The following is a 21,528-nucleotide window of genomic DNA, read 5'->3' on the forward strand; positions in this document are numbered from 1 at the left end:
AGGTTCGAGCAGTCACTGCGTTTCTACTCATTATTTTCAGCCAAAGGCCAACGTGCCCTGGGGATCAATTCTAGTGAATCAGTGAGTCCACGTTTAAAACGTTCCACCCCTGCCCAAGCGATCATTGCCGCGTTATCGGTACATAATGCTAAAGGGGGTGCTACCACTTCATAACCTTGCGTTGCCGCAACGTCACACAACCGTGAACGCAGGTAGCGATTTGCCGCTACGCCACCGGCAATAACCAGACGATTGAGTACTATCTCTTCTGTTTTCACCTGGTTCATCGCATTCAATATTCGATTGGTAATAATATCACCTACCACCATCTGAAATGACGCACAGATATCAGCGCGGATGGCTTCATTCAGAGAAGGCTGTGCATCAACCAGTCTTTTAACCGCCGTTTTAAGACCCGAAAATGAAAAATCACACCCGGGCTGCTGAATCAACGGCCTAGGTAATGCAAAGGCATGGCCGTTGCCTTTTGCCGCCAGCGATTCCACTAAAGGTCCGCCTGGATATCCAAGCCCCAACATTTTGGCTACTTTATCAAATGCTTCTCCCAAAGCATCATCGATGGTTGTTCCCAATAATCGATAATGGCCAACCCCCTTCACTACCAATATTTGACAATGCCCACCTGAAACCAATAATAACAAATAAGGAAACGCAACTGGCTCGACTAACCTTACTGTAAGAGCATGTCCCTCCAAATGATTGACACCTATTAAAGGCTTTTTTAAAGCATAAGCCAATCCTTTTGCCATCATCACGCCTACCATCACCCCACCAATAAGCCCAGGCCCCGCTGTGACAGCAATAGCATCAATCTGATCGAAATCCAGATTCGCTTCTGCCATGACGGCCTTGATAAGCTGGTCTAAATGATCCATATGGGCACGAGCAGCTATCTCAGGAACAACGCCACCATAGGGTAAATGCTCCAGATACTGCGACAATACCTTGTGTCCTAAAATCTGCCGTTGATCATTAACAAGCGCTACAGCTGTTTCATCACAACTGGTTTCAATACCGAGTATATTCATGGGGGCTATGTTTATAGGTTTAGTTTATGGGTTTAGTTGACTTCCGTCGTTCCGGTTGGACAAGTATCTTTGTCAGGATACGGTGTATTGATTACCACATCTGCATGATAGGAGCCAGAATTATCTGAATATTGTCCTGGAGCATCATCAATACGCAATGCAAGATCTCCTGTTTGCGCCCCTGCACCAATCATGACTGCGGAACCAGGCGCTGAACTGGTCGTGGGATTCGTCCATTGACTGGACCCGATTTTATAATCAAACCATGTATTTCTACCTGGGGCAGTTTTCCAATCACCGTCCTGGCTACAGGAGGAGCCGTCGATACAGATCTCGCCTGTTACATTTTGCACAATGATATCACTGTCTACAGCAACATTAGCCACCGTTACGCCACTTTCTAATTTTGCTGAAATATTAACTGATTGCGTTGATTGACAGACTAAGGAAGCCGGAATATCAATGCAATATCCAAGCTCAGAAGGTGTTTTAGGACGAACTTCCTGGGTTGCATTGGCATTGCCATATAAAATTAGATCGCTTGGGTTCGTCGAATCGAAAGGCCTGATGATAGGGCCCGGCATCTTGCCGTTGCTGTCTTTTATATAAGCGACAAACAGATCTCTTGAATTAGCCCCATCGCCTGTTATACATAATTTATGTGCGACATTATCACGAATTGCCGTGTAATTAACACCATAGAGCGATTTCGTCTGCCCGCTTGCCAACGTAATACTCAATCTGGAAGGATCACCGGCATAGGTCACATTAATTTGCGGTTGTGACCTAGAGGAATTGACCGGAGCAACAACCACCGTAGGGGTATAGCCAACACGCTTGATACATCCAATTTGCTTTTGATCCGGTTCCGTCTCATTGACACACACCTGATCGTTGCTCAAAGCGGTCGTCACATCAATCTGCGTTTCAGCAACCGTCAGCGAACTTGTCCCCGTTGGAATAGCATATAAAACCACTGAATTATTTGGATCCGTTTTGACACGCACCATCACAGAAGGATGAAAAAAATCATTAGCCGTTGTCAACGGAGGAGCAACAACCTCGAGTGCTGGGGCATTCCTACTTATTCTATCCTGACAAAAAGGGGGGGGTGATGGTGCAAGCGGCACGACAACACAATCAATTTTGCTTTTAACAATCGTGACCGCGGGTTGATTTTTGGGATCGCAATTATTCCAGATATCGACAAGGTAAACGCATATATTATAATCATCTTCTAGAAATGAACAATAATAAGCTCCATCGAGAATGGTCGATTCAGTATAGGTTACATCGGCACAGGAATCGATAATACCAAATAACCAGTGATTGCACAAATGCACTTTGGGTTTGAAATAATCATTTTGATCATCAGGAATTTGTTCTACGGTTTGATCAATAATAAAATTGGCATAGGCTTTAGGCAAGCTAAACGCCATGATGAATATAATCATCCCTAAAACAACACAATACCTCCCCCAAGGCATTTTATTCATCGTTAGAGACTCCCCCTATGCTCCTGCACGCGAAATAAACAACGGAACCCAGGCCACAGGATCATCGCCTGTTTCCTTAATACATTCCTTCATTAAATCTGATTTTTTTTGATCACTTGATAATAAATGCACGTACTTCATCGTTTTTAAATTTAACTCGGTGATTACCGCAACATCACCTTGTTTAAGCAAAAATTGGCGTTTTAGAATATTCATTTCACGTAATTTAGAATATTCAACGTCTTTTAACCCAAAAATACTTTTATACGTTTCTTTGGCTTGTGGGTTAGGCAGAAAAATCTGGGTGGCGAGCTTTGAAACGATTCCACTCGTAATTTTACTTTTGCTCACTTCTTCTGGGCTCTCTGAAGCCAGTATCAACATACTATTATGTATTTTTAAATAATTAAGCCACTTTTCAACCACCGGTGCTAACACCTCGTTATCAAGAACTTTCCACGCTTCATCCATCACAATAATCGTTTTTTGGTTATCTCTTATGAGCGTATTAATTCTGAAAACAAAATACGACATAAACGACATCAAGCACTCTTTATTGTGAATAAGATTACTGATGTTATAACCAATAATGGGTAAACCTTCTAAAAAACTATCCGAACGGTTATCAAACAGGGGCGCATTTTTTCCCTCTCCTACCCAATCGGTTAAGTCTGCCAGTAATGGGTGAGTAGCCGCCAGCTGTTTATATATTTCTGAAAAATAGCGCTGATCAACAGGAAGTTTATAGATATCCGTAATTAAATTTTGAATTTCTGACTTATGACTCGCATCTGAAAGGCTAGTGCCGTGAGTAAGAAGATTACTGATAAACGCCAGTAAAAACTCTCTATTCTCTGGCGAATCCTTCAGTGCAAATGGGTTCATGGTCACGGACTGATCCTTATCACCGACCAAATGATAACTCGCACCGATACTCTTTAAAAAGACTTCAGAACCATTAAACAAATCCAGATAAAGAATACGTGGTTGAAATTTCAAACTTTGCGCAATCAGAAAATTGGTTAGCACTGTTTTTCCCATGCCCAAAGGTCCAATAATGGAGGTATGTCCGACATCTCCTTTATGGAAATTAAAAAAGTAGGGTGTGCCATTGGCCGTTCTAAAAAGCGTAATGGCTTCTCCCCAATGATTGTCTTCACGGCTTCCTGCAGGAAAATTATAAATAGTAGCAAAGCCACCTAACTTGCTGGCTGGCATATTCGTGGTATGACGGATATATTGAAAATTTCCAGGTAACTGTGCCCAGAAACATTGTTGCAAAAAGACATCCCTACGCACAAGTACTAGCCCAATTTTTTGGAACACACTTATAATGGCTGCGACATCTTCTTCTAGTTTTTGAAGATTTCCGCTGATAAGCATCAGTGACACATATTGTTTAACAAAATTGGTATCGCCTTCTAAAGCAGTAATTTCAGGGAGCCCCATGGATACGCTAAATTCTTCATCTCCACTTACTTCAAAAACTCGCTTACGGTAATCAAATTCATCTTTGGCAATAGCCGCTGGAACAAAACCTCCCGATTGACAAATAATAAATTCATGCGGCAAGTGCAGAAGCTTATCGAGGGTTTCTGGAGTCAAGAACGGAGCATCTTTGATCGTAAATAAGGCACCAAAATGCTTGATGCCTTTATTACTCAATACTTCAACCGCATTAAAGCCAAAGGCAATACGATGCGTAGCCATATATTCAGAAATATCCATGGTTGGCATAGGCAGCAAAATATCGCTCAAGAAAATAATTTTGCCAAAAAAGCTGATGAGTTCAGAATAATATTCGCCATGTACTTTAATAACGCCTAATCGTGCAGCTCCAAAGGAGTTTAAATTGTTCAGCATCCCTTCAACGGCAGTATTTAATTCTCTAAATGATTCATCAAAGAATTTTTGTCTATAAGCAAACTCATGCTTTGCAGACAATGTCCGCATAAACGTTTTTTTATCTTTAATATTGAGTAACTGTGCTTCATGGACCACCGACAAATAGACTTCATTGACGAATTGATTTTTCCAATCGTGAATATCATTCCAGCTATCATTAATCTGATGGGAAATTTCGTCACGAAAATTTCCTTCGAGTCGAATGTCTTTACGTTTTCTGATGGTATGGAATCTCAGGACAAATCGATCATCTTTAATATTTTCTCGGATGGCGCGTTTAATGATTTCACGCAAATCTTCACGCAAAGCTCCGACGCGCTCGCTATTAAATCCCGTAATTTTAATAACTTGAATCAGCTCTCCGTTTTTTGAGATAACGGTGTGAGGATCATAATGGCATGTATAGGGAATATAATCAGGAACAGGGACAGAATATCCAGACGAAGACGATGAAACCTTAGTTTCTGTAGATGACCCCTTTGCCATGCCCCCTCCCGAAATAAAAAAGGGGCGGCTAAAGCCACCCCTTATGAATTCTAAAACTAATTACGGTGTAGTCGTTGCATTGAATGCGCTGCAGTCATAATTGGTGCCGGTAACATCAGTACCAGAAGCCCATTTAATAATGGTATCCGCACCGAAAATGGCAGCAATACCCAGACCTACGGCAATCGCGATACCCCAAGAAATTTTACCTAAGAATAAACCAATACCTAGGAAGAAAATACCTACGGTTGCAATTACTTTACCGGTGGGACCAACAAGCGTATTTCTGACTTTGCAAAGCATTTTTTCCATAACGTTCTCAGTATCAACAGCAAAGCTGAATTCTGGAACAGCAAGGAATACCGCAACAAGACAGAAAACAACACACAGGGTCCATGCAGACTCAGTGTTAATGGTAAAATTACTCTTGGCCAACATGGCTTATCTCCTTATAAACAAAAACCGCACGGACACCGCCAGGAACCTCAAGTGCACTAACACAGTAATCACCTAAAAACCCAGCTAGAAAGCCTAAACTTTCTACATGCTTACCCATAATTATACCATAATATATTAGTATGTGTAAACATTTTTGTCAGCTTGAATCCGCCTATCACGGGAGGCATTCGGGTATATTCACACACCTAAACCCCCTTAGAACGGCCTTAAAATCATTATACAGTCAAGACGTTAACAATAGATTGACAACCAATGAGAACCTAAGAGAAATTTTATTTACTGTTTTTCATCTTTGATCTCTCATTTATAACGACACTAAAGGATGAGTTATAGAGTTATTTCCAACTCATTCCGCCCAAAATATAATCAACGATACCTTCACGTGCACCAAGAGGAAGTAAACACTGGCGATATTTAATAACATTGTCCTGTAAATTAACAAATTCCGACTCATCAAACACCGGACTTAATGTGTCCAACACTTTATGGAACTTAGAAACAACGGTTGCAGCTTCAGGAGAAACTAATCGTGAATAAACGGATTGCCCGGTTAAATCGTCACCATAGGCTTCTTTGATGGATTCACCCATGTATATATAACGATAATCAATAATATCGGCTGTTTTTTTAATTTGGATTAAGAAACAATGATCCCATACATCTCTGATGTCAGCAAGGTCTATCTCCTGCTCGCTTGGAAACGGGCGTTCGCCCTTAATCTTAGTCCAGTAACCAAATAACTGGTCTGTCAAACGCCTTTCCACCCTTGACATTAAGCCTCCAGAGCCCAAAAAAATCATGAAATTAGCCCTTTTCGTATAAGGACACTTGCAAAATACACGGTTTTAGCCAAATATCTAGCGTTAAATGAATATTCTTTTAATTAATAGGTGTACGCTAGACTCATGTCAGAAAAAAAACAGACTCCATTCTATATAACCACTCCCATTTACTATGTGAATGATATTCCACATATTGGTCATGCCTATACCACATTGGCAGCCGATGTCCTTGCACGCTTTATGCGCTTGGACGGGTATGATGTATTCTTTCTCACAGGCACCGATGAACACGGACAAAAGGTAGAACAATCTGCTGCCAAAAAAGGGATTCCTCCACAACAATTTACCGATGAGGTATCAAAACATTTTCGAGACCTTGCAACAAGCCTTCAGTTTAGCAACGATGATTTTATCCGTACCACAGAAATTCGTCATCGTGATTCGGCTCAAGCGTTGTGGAAACGGCTTGAAGACAAAGGCGCTATTTATCTTGGTTCTTATTCTGGTTGGTACTCAATCCGTGATGAAGCATACTATAATGAGAGTGAATTGGTGGATGGCAAAGCGCCTTCAGGAGCCTCCGTTGAATGGGTTGAAGAACCTAGTTATTTCTTCAACCTGTCTGCTTACCAGGAAAAACTGCTTGACTGGTATGAAACACACCCAAATTTTATTTTTCCAGATTCTCGCCGCAACGAAGTGATTCGTTTTGTTGAAGGTGGATTAAAGGATCTATCCATTTCCCGTACTAGCTTTTCATGGGGAGTTCCCGTTCCAGGCAGTGACAAACATATTATGTATGTCTGGCTTGATGCACTGGCTAATTATTTAACAGCGGTTGGTTTTCCGAATGATACAAGTGAATCATTCCAAACCTATTGGTGCGGCACCTCCGATATGTCGCCTATGCATATCGTCGGCAAAGACATTTTGCGTTTTCATGCTGTGTACTGGCCAGCTTTTTTAATGGCCGCCGATTTACCGCTTCCCTCACGCATCGTGGCTCATGGATGGTGGACCAATGAAGGAGAAAAAATTTCAAAATCCGTTGGCAATGTCATTTCACCTTTGACCTTCTAAACGAATTTGGCCTCGACCAGACCCGTTACTTTTTGATGAGAGAAGTTCCCTTTGGTAATGATGGCAACTATTCCCGTCAAAGCATGATCAACCGCATCAATAGCGAACTTGCCAATAATCTGGGTAACTTAGTCCAACGAACCCTGAGCATGGTCCATAAAAATTGTGCCGGTGTCTTATCCTGTATGGATGTACACACGGATGAAGATCAAATGCTGCTTCAAAGCGCGTACGCCTTGGTTGATGAAGTGCGTTCTCACCTTACCAAAAACCAGCAATTCTCCCAGGCATTACAAGCTATTTTCCAGGTTTCAAGCCGGGCAAACGAGTATATTGATTCACAAGCTCCGTGGACGCTAAAAAAAGAAGGCAACATCGAACGTATGGGACATGTACTGTATGTTCTATGTGAAACGATTCGTATTCTTGGCTTAAGCCTGCAGGCGTTTATTCCTCAATCTGCCGAAAAAATACTCAACCAACTCATGATTAAGCCCGGTGAACGAACAACTGCATACGCCACCAAAGACCATACATTAAAAACGGGGATTACTCTCCTGCCTCCACAACCAATTTTTCCACGTTTCATGGATAATATTGCTCCGATGACTTCCTCTTGATAGTGTCGTTTATCTATGTCACTCTTACCGCATATGCACTCCCCATTAGGACCATTGCTTAAACAGTATCACCATTTGGTTGGTGAGCAGCGTATCGAAGCTAATCCGGCTCAGGAGGATATTATCCACAGGCTTGAGGCTGTCTACGACTTTCTTGTTGCGCGCGAGACTCATCGACACAAACAGAGTCTATTTTCATTCCCTAAATTTTCGTTCCTTAAAGGGAAGCTCTTGCATCCTTATTCCCACAAGGGTTTTTATCTGTATGGAGATGTAGGACGGGGAAAATCCATGATGATGGATTTATTCTTTCAACACATTCCCATAGCGTATAAACAGCGTCTGCATTTTCATCAATTTATGGGCAAGCTTCACGAACACCTTAAATTATTGCGCCACCAGCAAGCATCACCACAAAAACAAAAATCGGCCTCCTTTCAAAGCAAAGATTCATTGCTTTTCAAAGCAGCCGATCATTTAGCACCAGATACTAGCCTCTTATGTTTTGATGAATTACAAGTCACCAACATTGCCGATGCCATGATTCTTTCATCGTTATTTGGACATTTAGTTGATAAAGGTGTGTTTATCATCGCCACTTCAAATCGCCCGCCCAAAGATCTTTATAAGGACGGGTTACAGCGTGAACATTTTCTGCCTTTCATTACCATGGTTGAAGAGACATTTGATGTGGTTGAATTACTATCCGAAAAAGATTTTCGCATAGGAAAACGTACGCATGCCACTACCGGTTATTTTTATCCCCTTGGCGAAGATGCTGATTTATTTATGGATCGCACCTTTGCCGACTTTACTAACCACCAACCTGTACACCCCCTGGATCTCTTCGTTCAAGGAAGAAGTCTCCATTTTGATAACGTTGTTGCCGACATTATCCGCGTTGATTTTTATAGCCTGTGTGCACAACCATTGGGAGCCCAGGATTACCAAGAAATAGCCGCCAATTTTAATGTCATCCTATTAGAAAACATTCCTCGATTTAACCGTGATTTAAAAAACGAACTTATCCGTTTTATCACCTTAATTGACGTGCTTTATGAGCATGGCACTAAATTGATCCTCACTGCAGATGCTCCTTTTGAACATCTGCGCAGTGACGACCTATCCGTATTTGAATTCAGCAGAACCATATCCAGGCTGAGTGAAATGCAATCGCAGGAATATTGGCAAAAACACCACCAAAACTGCCCCACCCCAATTCGCAATTAGCGTTGCCTCCCCTTTTCCAACGCACCGAACTCACTACATTTAAGGAGTGATGCCTCAAGCTCCGAATCGCCAAAAGTCGCCAGGCTGGCAATCCGACCAACCTTCGAACACTTCATCAGCCTTTAATAATCAGTCAGCATCAATGTGAAATATTATGATTGGCACGGCCAACCTTATATAAAAAATATAATTTATATAATAATACTTCTTATTTTATTTAAATTTGTCATAAAATTGCACAATTAGTAATGTATAATCAATATACCAAACTATTTAGGATGTTTTTATGAAAAATCTTATTGAGAATGACCAACAAATTATCTATGGAACGGATAGTGATATTATGGCTGCATTGAAAGCCCATGAAAGCAGAGTGAACAATAGTGATAAAAATAGTGATAGCGATAAAGCTTCTAAAACGACACTCACTAAAGAGTTAAAATCGATCATCAAGTCAAAGCTAAATAAGACTAACGATGAGTATAGCCGTTCGAAGCATCCCATCCTTAATAAGCTATCTTTAGCCCCAAACAGGGGCTTACGTTCATTTGTTGGTAAAGGCGTACCCTTGCAAGTTACACCGGACACACTGACGAATAATTATCGTTTTGGATTTCTAGCAAAAGCCAAATACAGCCAGCATGGTGGAGCTAATTTGAAGACGGCTATCCGAATTGACACAGACAAAAAAATTGGGAAAACACTTTATCCAGGAAATGCCTTTACCCTCGATGTAGAAACCAATAAGTCTCAATCCTATGTTATTTCGTCGGCTCCTTTCTTGACCGGAAAAAATAAATATAAGAACTACGTCAAAGCTGTGCTCGCAGGGACGACAGAAACGAATGTTGCACATATCAGTATGAAGGAGCTGGATTATCGTAAGATGGTCAATTTTCCTAAAGAAAACGTGACGGTTAAGGTCAATGGTGAGACGTACACATTAAGAGAAAAACAAGATGCCAACAAAGAGCAATATCATGAGCAGATTAAAGAACCTCAATTTAAAAAGCCTTCCATTACCGATTTGAGTATTAAACATAAAGTTGAGACACAGATTTCGGGTTCCTACAGCCATAAATTTGGCGACACCCCTAGCGAGATGATTTACGTCAAAAAAATGGAAATTATTAACTCCAAAAATGAGGTGGTCAAAAACATTGATTATGCTTTTTATCCTGATTATTTGGATGATCGAAAGGAGGCCTACAAATCGAGTAAACAGCTTCCCGTTCTGCAGTTTTTTCAATCGATTGAGAACAATCCGGAATCAAAGGATAAGCCCTATGCTTTTTGGGCTAATTGCCGTAACGGTATTAATCGTGGCCCATCCATGATGGCTGACCACATTGCTTATAAAAATATCAACGGGTATTTTAACGCAATTGTCAACGACGACATTCTTTCGTATGAAGCGAAGACAACTAAAATTAAGAATGCCTATAACAACTTTACACTTAAATCGGACATCATGGCACATCGCATCATGTCAGAAATTGGCATTCAGTCTATGTCACCAAAAATTTCGCAAATACGTAAGAGGGAAAATGGAATCCATACGTTTACCCAAGCAGATGATATCTCCAAGTTTATTAAATTGGCATCGGGAACGCTGAAGGATAACTATCTAAACAAGATAAATGAGGAGAAATTAGCTGCTAAAAAAGAGGTGGAATTAGCTGCACAAAAAGAGCCAAAAACAACCATTCAAGCATTACCTAATGCAGAGCAGTCTGTAAAATCACCCCAGAGGACACAAGAACAAAAAAACAGATTGGTGGACCTTCTTAAAGATGCAAAGCTGGCCGATGACGGATCTATCCAGCTTGAAGTAAAACCACAGTATCTTGAAGTAAAACCACAGTATAGTGACTATCTTGAAAAAATGCGTTTTTTTAAAGACTTTTTCAAGCAAGCAATTGATAATAAAAACATTCTAATTGACGGGGACGTATCTCCAGAATTTGCGATAAAAATCTCCGTTCACCCGGAGTGTAATGAAGCAAATAAAGCGAAATTAACACAACAGCTGGGAAAAATGTTGAGCATTGCACACGAAAGAGCAGCAAGCGATACACAATCAGTCGGAGGTTCATTAGCCACGCAGGGCCGTGCACGTTAGTGTATTATCGTTTCTGTAAAGTGGTTTTTTGGTGATAAACTGCCTCTGAGTCTTCCTCTTGTGTCCCCCGCTGAGACACAAGAGGAAGACAGAAGTGGCTCAATCGACGAATAGGACACATTCTCTTTTTCAACTAAAAAAGAAGAATGATATGTCCTACCCTGCCAAAGACTAGAACACATTAACTGAGCTACTGGAAACCGTACGTCAACATGGTTTTGAAAGAATGTCTCCTGCAATGCAGATACTCACCATATCCAGGCTGAGTGACATGCACTCGCAGGAATAGTGGCAAAAACACGACTAAAACAGGCTGATCCCCACTTCGCAATTATCTTTGATCAACCCTTTTTCAACAACATTAATCCGCTTAGCTTTCTGAAGCTGTTCGCACGTAACCCCTTCTTTGAACTGGCACAGATGCGCTCCTGAAAATCCGTTATCGTCTTTAATCGATACCGCTGCATAAGGACCGGTTTTATTATCAACACAAGCTGACACCGATTCAACGTTCTTTGGCTTACAGGCTGAAACCGCTAGCAACAGGGCAATGATCATTATTTTCTTATTCATAAGACATCCTCTTTTATTAGTCTGCCATGTACGATACACGAAAAAACCAGCTGAAGCAATCTAACCTGATACAGCGCATCGCCTAGCCGCTGGCCATAGTTGCCGGCAAACGCGACTCGACAAGGATACCAAGCTCCAGGAATGTGTTATCCTAAAAACGGCGATAGGCTATTGATTAGCACCTAAGCACTTCCTCACTATCGGACTATTAAGTACTATTTTCCTCCTATTAAGGTTGTGTCAAATCATCTTCGGCGGCGAAAGAATCTTTCCCTTGAGGTATTTGACCAGCGCTGCGCTCAATATACGGAGCCATATTTGCTTTTTTGGAGAGCTGCTCCGCATTACGCCGCAAGCGGGCTAAAAATTGCGCGACACGTGTCAGCGCGTTGCTTTACCGATTCTTTATCGCGATGCGTAGCGCTGATTCTCAGGGTGCGTTTGCCTGCATGTTTGGTGAGTTAGGCAACCGCAGAAAGCATGAGGGGGCGGCTGGTGAGAGCTTCGTTAAAAGCAAAAGAACGCAATGGTATGAATGGCCGATATCTATTCAAAATTATTTAATATAATAATTTATTGTAATAGGCCTGATCGCAATAAAGAATTTTATAATGATATAACCTTATTTTATTGATATAATGATAGCCAACATCAGTTAAATGAAACCCTATGTGTGATAGATATTCTTATGAAACACCACCAATCAACGCGTGAAGAATTAGGCGATTATATCCAAAATCATCGCAGTTATCGAGCAACTTTCAATATGGAGTTGCGGGATTATGGTGGGTCATTTAAGGCATTTACTGCTTTGAAACATGGGTATACAGCTCCATTTACCATCAGTTTTGAACGACAAGATTTAAGCGAAATGGATTTGAAAGAAATAGACTTACAAGGTTTTAATTTTGAGAATGCGATTTTAGATGGCGCTGATATGAGCAACGCCAATATGTCTGCAACCCATTTGAAAAGAGCGTCGATGAAAAACACTGTTTTGGTAGAAACAGAGTTCAGTCTGGCCAATTTTGAATGTACCGAACTTAATGGCTCTGATATAAGACGTGCAAATTTACGAGGCGCTCATTGCAAGTTTACGAGTTTTAAGAATACCAATCTATCGGGGGCTAATTTTTGGGGTGTCGATCTTAGCACTGCCATTTGGGAAGGTGTTACCGATGTTACAGATACTATCTTTAAGGGGAGCTTGAACCAACCGCATGGATTTGATCAACTGCCTCATTATAATAAGGCTATAACCACACAAAACCAGATTCAACAATTAGTAGGAACGCTGGTAAACGATGAGTATCCATTTGTTATGAATCTAAGAATGGTAGTACCTAAATTTTTGACGGGTTCTGAAGAGAATCGCACTAAAATGCAAGCTAAATTTCCGTACATGAATTTTAATGTTCCGATGCTGCAATTCTTTCGTGAAGCGGCAGCGGTTCTCAACAAAGTTAGGGTATTTACTCGCCCTAGTGCCTCTTATGATAACGTTGAAGACATGGATAATCGGTGTGGGATATTACATATTCCCGATGAAATAAGAGAGGAAATAGCGAAAAAACTTGTTTCTGAGGGGGGAAGTCTAAATCGTCATCATGTAGAAAGAATAATATTGTTTGCCAGGGAAACTAACGACACGAAAGGCTTCAAAAATTGCTCCGATCCTGATGAAGCTAGAAAAAACTATTTCTGCCATAGATTGATAGGTCACGCACAAAACAATGCCCACTCCAGACAGCGCTAATATTCCGCAATCTTGTTGCTTAAATTACACTTGGACCACTCGGGTTTAATCGGTTGATTTTAATTTCTTCAACATGCGATCTGACATTGCCAGGCTTCACTTTTTCCTCCTCATTTCCCTTTTCTTTCTTTACCTCTTTTGCTATATCAATTTCTTTTTTTTGTATCGTCTCGACTATTGCTGGGATGCATTCCTTTAAAAGAAACGCCTCTTTTGAAATACGTCCTTTACTTCCAAGAACAACAACCTCTTTTAAATCATCAACCATCTGCGTATGAAGGTAGTAAACGCCTGAATCGGGAAAAACAATGCTTCTTAATTCTTTTAAAGCAGCAGCAGTGTCAATGAAAATGCCTCCTGGCTCCTTTGACTGGATGATGTCTATTAATGCGTTTTCAGCGGGTATGAATCCAGGAAAAGAGACATTGTTTTCTGTTAGAAATGATTGAATGCTACGCGAAGTCATTGAACTCGTAGCGATATAAGTGCGCGTTACCTCAAAAGCGTCAATAGCCTGATTGAGACCATCAAGTTTTTTCACCAAATTATTATATTTATGCCAATCTCTTTCATTTAACAGATTAATTTGATGACCTTCAAGTGAATAATGAACTACATCATGCAAATATTTATCTTTATCATAGTTGGCACTTCCTTGGTCTGTATCAGGAAGCACATTACACGTAAGCATTTTTCTAAATAACGTATTATAAGCTTGGTGTAATTGTTCGCCAACGCTTCGCCTTTTTTCTTGCATGGGTTCTGATTCTTCTGGTATTTGCAGGAATGAGAATTGTTGCTTTAATGTTGCAGAATCCAGGGGCTGGCTAATATTCTCCGTACTTAATCCCCGAAGTGAAGTCTGTATTTCTTCCATTCTTTCGCTTATAATACCATTGAGGCTGTCACAGACAGCTTCGCGGTCACGCATCTTTGAACTTGATTGGTAGGCAATATATTTTGTTGCAAAAATACCACATTCGACAATTTTTTCATCTGTAAAACGTAGTCGTTTGCCACCGAATTCACTTGCCAGACTTAAATAATTTGTAAATTCTTGATCCGAGGAGTACCGATAGGCGATGGAAACATTATAAGCATTTTCACCTGCCTGCCTGTGCTCTCCCTTTTCTGAATATTATAAAAATCATCACGAATTGGAGCGTGCCGAGATTTTAAAATTTTGTCAAGCGGCAACTCAATGGTTTGAGGGGAACATCCTGATTCTACTGATTTTATTGCTGGTCTAAGAACGCTCTTTTTATCTAAGGTTCGAGCTCGCTCCAACTCAGATTCGTTAAAATGCCTCCTAGCTTGAGTAAAGGCATTGCGTCTTGCTTGTTGTTGTTCACGGATAGCAAAAAACGAATAATCCCTTTCCTCGCCCCCATTTTTACGTTTGGAAGGATTTTTGTGAGAAAATTTATCGGTGTCCTTTGTCATAAAATATCCACAATTATGTATTTTTTAATTATTATCTATATGTTTTTACTTAATTATAACATAATTTTATTAAAAAATAATAATTTTTATTTCAAAAGCCGCCACATACTAAAATTCTCGTATAGCAATCAAATGCTCAAATCTTACCCGCAATAAACAGGCTTGGTCTCATCTCATGAGACTGAATGATCACCCCATACATTGAAATCACCGATAATCAGGACTTCATTAACCAATATTTCATATTAACCTGGCGGAGCTTCATTGCGCTTTAGCTTCCGATAAACAGCGCAGACTGGCCGGCCGATTGGTTCAGCTGGGATATCTTTACTCTTTCATCATAACGTAAATGGTTATATCTTTTCAGTTGCACTTACCAAGAGACTCACCCTCACGGGCAAGCCTCTTGATCGAGTACTCAGCTTATGCTAATAGCAAAGGCAGCCGCATGGATCACGCTGGCTAAACGCAATACCGACTGAATGCCCAGTGTCGATAATCCAGCCTTCTTCACTTCATGCGCATGCGCTTCTAAACACATGCCACAACCATTGATAGCCGACACCCCCAGGCACATCACTTCAAAATCAAGTTTAGCAATGCCTGGATTAGCCATGATATTCATCCGTAATTTAGCTGGCATTTTTTTCAGCTCATCGTCTTGCAGTAGATGAATACTACGGTAATAGACATTATTCATCGCCATGATTGCGGCTGCCGCTTGTGCCGGCACAATCAGCGATTCTAGCCCCTGCTCTAACGCCAAACGCTTTACTTCCTGAGTAACTGTATGGTTCTTGGTCGCAAAGGCGCTGGCTAATGCTACTCCCCATAATTGCTCCTGGGATAAATCGGCAGCACCTTCAGCACTGAGAACACTTCCCCAATTAAGCCGGATATCTTTGGCATAATCAGGGATATGTTGTTTAAACTCTTTTTCACATGCCTGAACTTCATGGATACTAACACTCTGTAACGTCATAACGACTCCTTCTATACGATCATTTAGTGATACATGGCCAACGTAATATTAGGCAGCCACGTGGATGGTTTCTTGCCCTTTTTGCCAGTTGCATGGGCATAATTCATCGGTTTGCAACGCATCAAGCACACGAATCACTTCTTTGACATTACGCCCCACACTTAAATCAGTAATCATCACAAAGCGGATAATGCCTTGAGGATCAACAATGTAAGTAGCACGTTGCGCAACGCCCTCAGTGGGATCAATAATGCCCAAGGCACTCGATAATTCGCGTTTAATATCCGCAAGCATTGGGAAAGGAAGATCTTTTAAATCGTTATGATGCTGACGCCAGGCAAGATGCACGAATTCCGAATCGACGCTCACACCTAGTATTTGTGCATCGCGATCTTGAAATTCGTCATTGAGTTTGCCAAACTCCGCAATCTCAGTAGGACAAACAAACGTAAAATCTTTAGGCCAGAAAAAAACCACCAGCCACTTATCCCCATACGTATGGTTGCTAATGTCCGTAAAGGCATTGGCTTGATCTGTAGAAACCGTCGCTTTTAGTGAAAAGGTTGGAAAAGGCTGAGAAACACCACGCATAATAACTCCTCGATAAATTAGTCTGTTTAACCTAGGTCTGGTTGGTTCATCCAACCAGCGCTTACAAAGAGGAGTGTAGCCCAGGCATTTATACATATAAAATATATTGTTATTATGATAACAATTGATAAAATCAATTAAAAAGGCTTATTGAGATTTATTGCATGAATTTAAGAGACATCGAATACATCGTGGCCGTCGCCAAATTGCGGCATTTTGCCAAAGCCGCAGAGCAATGCCATGTTAGCCAATCGACGCTTAGCATTCAAATCAAAAAACTGGAAGAATATCTGGGGGTGAGTTTGTTTGAACGTAATAACAAACACGTTATGTTAACTCCCATTGGCCAGGATATATATGAGGTTGGAAAACGGCTCCTCAGCGAGGCGCAAACGATTCGCAATCTCGCCAAGCAGGCAAAAGATCCGTTTAGTGGCACGTTAAAGCTCGGTGCTTTTCCTACGTTGGCGCCCTACCTGTTTCCCCAAATTGCTCCGCTCATTACCAAGCAATTGCCGCCATTGGATCTTTACTTGCTGGAAGAAAAAACCGATCAACTGCTTGCGCAACTCCAGGAAGGAACCGTTGACTGTGTGTTACTCGCCTTACCCGTTAACCATCTCTTGTTCTTAGAAGTTCCCCTCTTTTTTGAGCCGTTTTTTATTGCACTTCCCAAACAACATCCCTTAGCCCGTAAAAAGCAGCTGTCGCTTGAGGATATCTCCCAGGAGGAACTATTGTTGCTAGATGAAGGGCATTGCCTACGCAGCCAATCACTCGAACTATGCACACGCATAGGCAAAGGCGAATCGCGCCATTATCGCGGAACGAGCCTGGAAACATTGCGCAGTATGGTCGCTGCAGGAGCTGGCATTACCGTCATTCCGCAATGTGCCGTGCCAGAAAAAGATGCCCATCTCCATTATATCCCTTTTTCACAGAAGGATATTGGCCGTACTATTGGCCTTGTCTATCGCAAAACCAGTCATCGAACAGCCTTATTTGAAAAAATCTCAAAGATAATTCTTGATTCTAATGGTTAAATTGCCATGCTGATGCAACACCCATAACAGGAGATACGATGACACCCCATAATGTTGATGCAACCACTTTAAAACGATGGCTTGATGATGGTGAAGCCATCGTGGTCGATGTACGCGAACAGGCTGAACATGCCAGGAACCATATTGAAGGCTCGTATTTAATTCCTTCAGGCGAGATAACCAGTATGTTGCTGCCAAGCCAAACCAAAAAAATTGTCCTACACTGCAATTCAGGTGGGCGTGGTGGCAGAACAACACAAAAACTGCGTGAAGAAAATGCGGCACTTAACGTCTATAATCTAGAAGGCGGAATCAAAGCATGGATAGCAGAAGGCTACCTGGTCAATGGAACCGGTGATTCCCATTAATCTTTCCAGCCTCCTCCCTACTTTTAAGGAAAACCCACCTCACTCTGCTAGCCGCCATACACTTGCCTGCGCAATAATATACTCAAATTTCCGTTGATGTTCCCTAATCATAAATGGCACTTCTTCATGATGGATCAACGAAAATCCTGGCAATTGCTGGCCTATAATTTCCAGCGACGTTAGCCACTTTTCTTTGGGAGTAAATGCTTCCATCCAGGACATAGGTGCTGTTATCACAACGATGCCTCCTGGCAAAACCAGCCCATTTTCGCCTACCATGCGCTTTAAACACAGCGTAGGGTCAGGCAATCGGCAAATCACATTGGCTAAAATAACTGCATCGTATCCCTTGATGGATTCTGGCAAATGGCACGCATCTCCTACCGTAAATGTCACGCGCTGGCGATCAATATCTGGCTCAACAGCGGCTATACAATGCGATGGTTTATCACCTGTTTCGACCTTCTCATAGTCGATTGCACCGTCCATTTGCAGCTGCTGCGCTACGTCAATAAACGCCTCGCTCGCATCAATGCCATGAACCGCAGCAAAATGGCGCGCTAGTGCAAAACTGGTACGTCCAACCGAACACCCCAAATCCAGAGCCTTATCTTGTTTAGAACAAAAACGAACGGCAAGTTCTGCAGCATAACTGGGCAAATGTTTGACGTCTGGCCATTGAATCTGCGTTGAAAACTTAGGATCAAACACCTCATTTTGGCTACCCCAATGAAATAAAAGATAGCGATTCACCATTTCCTTATCTTCGTAAGAAAATGGACGTTTGATTTGCTGATTGGGTAATGGATCCATAACCACTCTAAATCCAGCATGCTGAAAAAAATGTGGACGAAAATGGAATCGTGCCCAAATACTGGCTTCATCACCGGTACTGATAAAGGACCCACCCATCATCATCTGGTGTTCATTATCATAACAGGGAGTGCTAAAATCGGTATAGAACGGATGGGCTTTAAATCCCGCAAGCGGATGGAATGTATCCTCACACCATTGCCACACATTGCCAAACGTATCATGGAACCCCTTGCTGTTGGCCGATAACCCCAAAACCGGCTGTTCAGACCCATACGTCAAATTGTGATTAATCACAGGCTGCACTACTTTAAACGGATGCGTACGCATCATTACCGGATCCTCACGCTCCAACAACACAGACTCTTCCTGTCGAGGGTCACGTAAGGCATGATGCTCGGTTTCTGTGAGTAAACGATACGATTTCTTATCTTGCTTCCCTCGCCATGCACAATACGCTTTTGCCTCATGATAATTGACAATCACTGGCCAATCCCAAGGCATGGCAACCACGTCAAAGATGGTGCGCAATTTATATTCATGCAGGCCTGCTGGGCCATTGGCCACCCAGAATGTAGGCCATTTAGTGTTTCGAAAACTCCGCCATTGCCATCCCAGATCAGACCAATATTCCTGCTGCTGATACGCATCTGATGCCACGAAGGCATAAAAATCACCATTGCTGATAAGCGCGTTGGTTGCTTTAAAACTATCGACTTTCCTGGTTTCCAAACCATATTCATTGTCCCAGCCAAAACTACCCCATAATGTTGGTTTACCCAATACCACGTTACCTGCGGCAACATCCCTAAACGCAAGATTAGGTTCAGACTGAGCACTTAATTTTAGTTGTTGCCGTGGTGGAACGGCACCATAATGCGGCCATGCATCGGGCTTCTGGACATATTCAATCGGCAGTTCACGTATCAAAACGCTCGATGTTTCTATATGGATACGTTCATGCTCAAATGCCATGAACAATGCCCACAGCGGATGGTCTTGACCAATCGCCTCATGTGCGCGCTCAAAAGCAGGGTGTGTTTTAATAAGCTGCACCACGGCTTTATACACTGTTTTGCGGTAACGCCTGGCTTCATCCAACGAAGGCCATTGAATGGAATCATCCTCATGAAGATCATCCCAGCGCATCTCATCAACGCCCTGTTCAAAAAGCGCTTCAACATGCGGATTAAACGAATCGGTTATAAGTCCGGCAACACGCAGTTTATTGACGTAAAAAACGACAGGGTGAAGATAATAAAAAATCAACGGATGCCGCAAATGATGATACGGCCGGCGGTAATAAGATTCTTCGCTTGCCAACCCACTGAACAAGACTTCAGTTAACGTCCAGCCATTATCAAAATAATCGAGTATTTCCTGGCGCGATGACCGCGTTGAGATAAATGGCAATGAATGGATGGTTCCATCCTCAGCAACGCCGGCACATAACCCAAAAACCGGAGGTTTTCCCGTCCAATAGTGTGGATCAATATCAAGGTTTAATCGCGGCTGCTTACTCATGATAGTCCCTTTTCACATCGATTTACTTTAACGCAGAGAGATTTTATAAAACGTTAATCAACCAGGCGATGATTCGACTTCTGAGACATTTTAGAACAAAAAATCCATGAGAAAAATAACGTATTAATAATATTTAATAACCATGTATTTATAATTAATATAACATCCTTCACAACCGATTGGAACTGAGATTTTTCATGAATACGACACGTGACGATTTGAACAAAGTTCCGGAAAAGAATCAAACGAATCTGACCAAACCATAGCTGCTCCGCCATGTACCAGAACGCAACACCCATACGGGCATTAATCAGGGTCAACATACATGCCAGCCGCCGCTGTACAACCTACGCAATCAGAATCTCAATGAGTGGAAGATTTTAACCTGACGATCAACATGTCAGAGTTTTTTTGTATACGACCCTAAATATAGCAGCTTCTCGTGGCTCCTATTATTACATCCCTGAATCTCTACTTTTTATGTTTTCTAAGCTTCCCATTTCACCCCCCAGCAAAAGACGCTTATTGCACCATTGCACTTTCTAGGTTAGTTGAGATAACCCAATCTCACTTATTTTGAAAAACCGTGACTCTCGCCATTTGAATTACGAACATGGTCCTGATAGCTAGTTGATCTTGGCTTAATCCTCTTTGATCCTTGTTGTACCGCCTCTAATGGTTCTAAGGGGTGAATTTTAGGCTGGGGTATTCCGGTATACATCGTAGTTGGTATTGGGTGACTCCCCTGTTGACTGGCCTGCGTCCATTTCTTAGGTGGGGACGTGGCATTATCATATCCCATTGGCAATGCCGATGGGATGGGTACCGCATCCGTTAATGGATGATAATTGCCTTCTAACTCAACCCGTAGTTTTTGAAACAGGTTATGATTATTGTCTGGTGTGGCGATTTTCAGTTCTGCAAATATATAACCACATTTTGTTTCACCGATAGCAATCCGATTGCTGGCATGCTGGAGTGGGATCTGATAGTTAAGGGCAAATCTTTTTGCTTGAATATCTGAATTAAAAACAAGTTGAAGTTGTTTTGTCTTTTTGAATGGGTCTTCACCAATCGTCGCATTGGTTACCCCCCAATCTTTCATGGCATCCATCAACTTTTGAACGGCCGATAAAGGAAATATTTTTTGTGGTGTTCCACTCGATTTGGCTTGTTTATCATTTTCTTGGGACATGTGCATTCTCC

18 protein-coding genes and 1 pseudogene are annotated in these 21,528 nt (G+C 41.8%); 7 read left to right on the plus strand and 12 right to left on the minus strand.

Annotated elements, in window-relative coordinates; genetic code table 11:
• Positions 1-23: 23 nt before the first annotated feature.
• From tsaD to IPP74_03475, 5 genes are all read right to left on the minus strand, one after another.
• Positions 24-1,049 carry a tRNA (adenosine(37)-N6)-threonylcarbamoyltransferase complex transferase subunit TsaD gene (gene tsaD, locus IPP74_03455; GenBank protein ID MBL0318348.1) on the minus strand — a complete coding sequence of 342 codons (1,026 nt, stop codon included), beginning with the start codon at positions 1,047-1,049 and terminating at the stop codon, positions 24-26.
• 32 nt (positions 1,050-1,081) lie between these two features.
• A complete protein-coding gene (locus tag IPP74_03460; GenBank protein MBL0318349.1) occupies positions 1,082-2,545 on the minus strand; it encodes a hypothetical protein in 1,464 nt (487 codons plus the stop codon).
• 15 nt (positions 2,546-2,560) lie between these two features.
• Positions 2,561-4,936, minus strand: a complete 2,376-nt coding sequence (locus IPP74_03465) for a hypothetical protein (GenBank protein MBL0318350.1) — start codon at positions 4,934-4,936, stop codon at positions 2,561-2,563.
• Positions 4,937-4,996: 60 nt separating this feature from the next.
• Positions 4,997-5,374 (minus strand): TrbC/VirB2 family protein, encoded by a 378-nt coding sequence (locus tag IPP74_03470; protein ID MBL0318351.1) that lies wholly within the window; start codon positions 5,372-5,374, stop codon positions 4,997-4,999.
• Between the two features lie 356 nt (positions 5,375-5,730).
• Entirely contained in the window at positions 5,731-6,147 is a 417-nt protein-coding gene (locus IPP74_03475; protein MBL0318352.1) for a PAS domain-containing protein, read from the minus strand.
• 153 nt (positions 6,148-6,300) lie between these two features.
• On the opposite strand from IPP74_03475, the pseudogene IPP74_03480 reads away from it, so the two are divergent.
• From IPP74_03480 to IPP74_03490, 3 genes and pseudogenes are all read left to right on the plus strand, one after another.
• Positions 6,301-7,877, plus strand: a pseudogene (locus IPP74_03480) (methionine--tRNA ligase).
• Between the two features lie 15 nt (positions 7,878-7,892).
• Positions 7,893-9,107, plus strand: coding sequence for an AFG1 family ATPase (locus IPP74_03485; protein ID MBL0318353.1), 1,215 nt, complete (start codon positions 7,893-7,895; stop codon positions 9,105-9,107).
• A gap of 286 nt (positions 9,108-9,393) precedes the next feature.
• The gene (locus tag IPP74_03490; GenBank protein MBL0318354.1) at positions 9,394-11,229 is read left to right on the plus strand and encodes a hypothetical protein; all 1,836 of its coding nucleotides are present in this window, start codon (positions 9,394-9,396) and stop codon (positions 11,227-11,229) included.
• A gap of 303 nt (positions 11,230-11,532) precedes the next feature.
• Here IPP74_03490 and IPP74_03495 read toward each other — a convergent pair whose 3' ends face one another.
• On the minus strand, positions 11,533-11,802 hold the full coding sequence (locus IPP74_03495) for a hypothetical protein (protein MBL0318355.1): 270 nt from the start codon (positions 11,800-11,802) through the stop codon (positions 11,533-11,535).
• A gap of 326 nt (positions 11,803-12,128) precedes the next feature.
• Between IPP74_03495 and IPP74_03500 the strand changes: the two genes are divergently transcribed.
• Positions 12,129-12,371, plus strand: coding sequence for a hypothetical protein (locus IPP74_03500; GenBank protein ID MBL0318356.1), 243 nt, complete (start codon positions 12,129-12,131; stop codon positions 12,369-12,371).
• Between the two features lie 119 nt (positions 12,372-12,490).
• Positions 12,491-13,558 (plus strand): pentapeptide repeat-containing protein, encoded by a 1,068-nt coding sequence (locus tag IPP74_03505; protein ID MBL0318357.1) that lies wholly within the window; start codon positions 12,491-12,493, stop codon positions 13,556-13,558.
• A 19-nt stretch (positions 13,559-13,577) separates the two neighbouring features.
• Here the strand turns inward: IPP74_03505 and IPP74_03510 are convergent, their stop codons facing one another.
• From IPP74_03510 to IPP74_03525, 4 genes are all read right to left on the minus strand, one after another.
• Positions 13,578-14,489 (minus strand): hypothetical protein, encoded by a 912-nt coding sequence (locus IPP74_03510; protein MBL0318358.1) that lies wholly within the window; start codon positions 14,487-14,489, stop codon positions 13,578-13,580.
• A 107-nt stretch (positions 14,490-14,596) separates the two neighbouring features.
• Positions 14,597-15,001, minus strand: a complete 405-nt coding sequence (locus IPP74_03515) for a hypothetical protein (GenBank protein MBL0318359.1) — start codon at positions 14,999-15,001, stop codon at positions 14,597-14,599.
• 418 nt (positions 15,002-15,419) lie between these two features.
• Positions 15,420-15,983 (minus strand): carboxymuconolactone decarboxylase family protein, encoded by a 564-nt coding sequence (locus tag IPP74_03520; GenBank protein MBL0318360.1) that lies wholly within the window; start codon positions 15,981-15,983, stop codon positions 15,420-15,422.
• A gap of 48 nt (positions 15,984-16,031) precedes the next feature.
• Positions 16,032-16,574, minus strand: coding sequence for a peroxiredoxin (locus IPP74_03525; protein ID MBL0318361.1), 543 nt, complete (start codon positions 16,572-16,574; stop codon positions 16,032-16,034).
• A 164-nt stretch (positions 16,575-16,738) separates the two neighbouring features.
• Between IPP74_03525 and IPP74_03530 the strand changes: the two genes are divergently transcribed.
• Both IPP74_03530 and IPP74_03535 read left to right on the plus strand, forming a co-directional pair.
• Positions 16,739-17,617 (plus strand): LysR family transcriptional regulator, encoded by an 879-nt coding sequence (locus IPP74_03530; GenBank protein ID MBL0318362.1) that lies wholly within the window; start codon positions 16,739-16,741, stop codon positions 17,615-17,617.
• A gap of 38 nt (positions 17,618-17,655) precedes the next feature.
• Positions 17,656-17,985 carry a rhodanese-like domain-containing protein gene (locus IPP74_03535; protein MBL0318363.1) on the plus strand — a complete coding sequence of 110 codons (330 nt, stop codon included), beginning with the start codon at positions 17,656-17,658 and terminating at the stop codon, positions 17,983-17,985.
• Between the two features lie 39 nt (positions 17,986-18,024).
• Here IPP74_03535 and ovoA read toward each other — a convergent pair whose 3' ends face one another.
• Together ovoA and IPP74_03545 are read right to left on the minus strand one after the other, a co-directional pair.
• Entirely contained in the window at positions 18,025-20,322 is a 2,298-nt protein-coding gene (gene ovoA / locus IPP74_03540; GenBank protein ID MBL0318364.1) for a 5-histidylcysteine sulfoxide synthase, read from the minus strand.
• 571 nt (positions 20,323-20,893) lie between these two features.
• Positions 20,894-21,517 (minus strand): hypothetical protein, encoded by a 624-nt coding sequence (locus tag IPP74_03545; GenBank protein ID MBL0318365.1) that lies wholly within the window; start codon positions 21,515-21,517, stop codon positions 20,894-20,896.
• Between the last annotated feature and the right edge of the window lie 11 nt (positions 21,518-21,528).

This window comes from Alphaproteobacteria bacterium, assembly GCA_016722515.1.
Lineage (GTDB): Bacteria > Pseudomonadota > Alphaproteobacteria > Rickettsiales > JADKJE01 > JADKJE01.